General features: G+C 77.5%; 1 protein-coding gene. It reads left to right on the forward strand.

Annotation, left to right across the window (positions count from 1 at the left end):
* Positions 1-145: 145 nt before the first annotated feature.
* Complete coding sequence (priA, locus tag PSR1_RS22855) at positions 146-2356, forward strand: primosomal protein N' (RefSeq protein WP_059439596.1); 2211 nt, start codon at positions 146-148, stop codon at positions 2354-2356.
* Positions 2357-2457 lie beyond the last annotated feature (101 nt).

Consider the following 2457-nt stretch of genomic DNA (forward strand, 5'->3'; position numbering starts at 1 on the left):
TCTTCTCCGAGCAGGCGATGACGGTGAGGACGCCCATCACCGCGACGGCGATGCGCAGATCGATGCGGGCCATGTGTTCCTCCGTGAGCGGGCGAGTGTAGCCGATGAACGGCGGCGAGGGGGGCCCGGCTGCTAGACTCCGCGCGTGCTCGTCGAGGTCGCCGTCGCCGCCGCGGTCCGCGGCACCTTCACCTACCGCGTGCCCTCGTCGCTCGCGGCCGAGGTGGCGCTGGGACAGCGCGTGGCGGTGCCGTTCGGGAGGAGCCGGCGGGCGACGGGCTACGTGGTCGGGTTCCCGGCGGTGCCGCCGGAGGGGTTCGAGCTGCGCGACGTGGTCGAGGTCCTCGACCCGTTCCCGCCGTTCACGCCGAAGCTGGTGGAGCTGCTGCGGTGGGCCGAGGAGTACTACCTCGTGCCGCCCGGCGAGCTGCTGCGGGCCGCGCTGCCGCCGGGCCTGAACGCGCGCCGCGGGGCGCCGGCCCCGGCGCGGCGCGGGGTGGAGTACGCCGCCCCGGCGCCCGACGCCGCCGCGTCGCTCGGCGCCCTGGGCCGGGCCGCCGCACAGCGCGCGGTGCTCGAGTACCTGCTCGCGCGCGGCCGCATCCCGGTGGAGGAGCTGCGCGCCGCGTTCCCGCGCGGGCGCCCCGCCCTCTCCGCGCTCGCGAAGCGCGGCCTCGTGACGCTCGAGACCGAGACGCCGGTGGCGACCGCGGGCGTGCTCCCCGCGAGCGCGGCCGCGCCGGCGGCGCTCACGCCGGCCCAGGCCGCGGCGCTGGCGGAGATCGACGCGGCGGCCGGGACCTTCCAGGCGTTCCTGCTCCACGGCGTCACCGGCTCGGGCAAGACCGAGGTGTACCTGCAGGCCATCGCCCGCGCGCGCGCCGCCGGCCGGGGCGCGCTGGTGCTGGTCCCGGAGATCGCGCTCACCCCGCAGCTCTCCGGCCGCTTCCGCGCGCGCTTCGGCGACGACGTCGCCCTGCTCCACTCCGGCCTGTCCGACGCCGAGCGCCACGCCGAGTGGCTGCGGCTGCGCCGGGGCGACGCGCGGATCTGCGTGGGCGTCCGCAGCGCCATCTTCGCGCCGGTGCAGGACCTGGCGGTGCTGGTGGTGGACGAGGAGCACGACGGCAGCTTCAAGCAGGAGGACGGCCCGCCGTACCACGCCCGCGACCTCGCGGTGGTGCGCGCCAAGCGCGAGGACGCGGTGCTGATCCTGGGCTCGGCCACCCCGTCGCTGGAGACGCTCGAGAACGCGCGGCGCGGCCGCTACCGCAAGCTCGACCTCCCCGCCCGCATCGACGACCGGCCCATGCCGGAGGTGGAGCTGGTGGACCTGTCGAAGCTGCGGCGCGCCGGCGTCACCGGGCTGCCCGGGCTGCTCTCGCCGCGGCTCGCCGCCGCGCTGGAGGACACCGTCGCCGCCGGCCAGCAGGCCATCCTGTTCCTCAACCGCCGCGGCTACGAGACGCTGGTGGTCTGCGAGGTGTGCGGCGCCGAGGCCGGCTGCCCGGACTGCTCGGTGTCGCTCACCCACCACGCGCGCCGCGGCGTGCTCATGTGCCACTACTGCGGCCGGACCGAGCCCATGAGCGCGCGCTGCGCCGCGTGCGGCGGGGTGCGCTTCGGCGTGGGCGTCGGCACCGAGCAGGTGGAGGAGGCGGTGCGCTCGCTCCTGCCGCGGGCGCGGGTGGCGCGGCTCGACCGCGACGTGGTCTCGAGCGCCGACGACACCGCGGCGGTGCTGGCGCGGTTCGCGCGCCGGGACGCCGACGTGCTGGTGGGCACGCAGATGGTGACGAAGGGGCACGACTTCCCGGGCGTCACCCTGGTCGGCGTGGTGCTCGCCGACACCGCGCTCGCGCTGCCGGACTTCCGCGCCGCCGAGCGCACCTTCCAGCTGCTCACCCAGGTGGCCGGGCGCGCCGGGCGCGGGGCCGAGGCCGGGCGGGTGATCGTGCAGACGTTCAACCCGGCCACCCCGGCGGTCGCGCTCGCCGCCACCCACGACTACGCCGCGTTCGCCGAGGGCGAGCTGGAGCGGCGCCGCGCCTTCGGCTACCCGCCGTTCGGGCGGATGATGGCGGCGCGGGTGGAGGGGACCGAGGACGGCGCGCGCCGGACCGCCGAGGCCCTGGCGCGGGCGGCCCGGCCGGCGCTGGCCGGCGAGGTGGCCATGCTCGGCCCGGCGCCCGCCGCCATCGAGCGGATCCGCGGGAAGAGCCGCTGGCACCTGCTGTTCCGCGCCCCCTCCCCGCCGTCGCTGTTCCGGGTCCACGCGGCGCTGGCGCGGGTGGCGCAGCGGCCGCCCGGCGGCGCCGCCATCCGCTTCGACATGGATCCGTACTCGATGCTGTAGGTCCGGCACGCACGCACGCCGGCGGCGCGGGCGGCGGCTTGGTCACCCGGCGGGCCCGATCCATAATCCCCGCGCTTGCCCCGGATCCTCCTGGTCGACGA

The organism is Anaeromyxobacter sp. PSR-1 (assembly GCF_000964525.1).
Taxonomy (GTDB): domain Bacteria; phylum Myxococcota; class Myxococcia; order Myxococcales; family Anaeromyxobacteraceae; genus Anaeromyxobacter.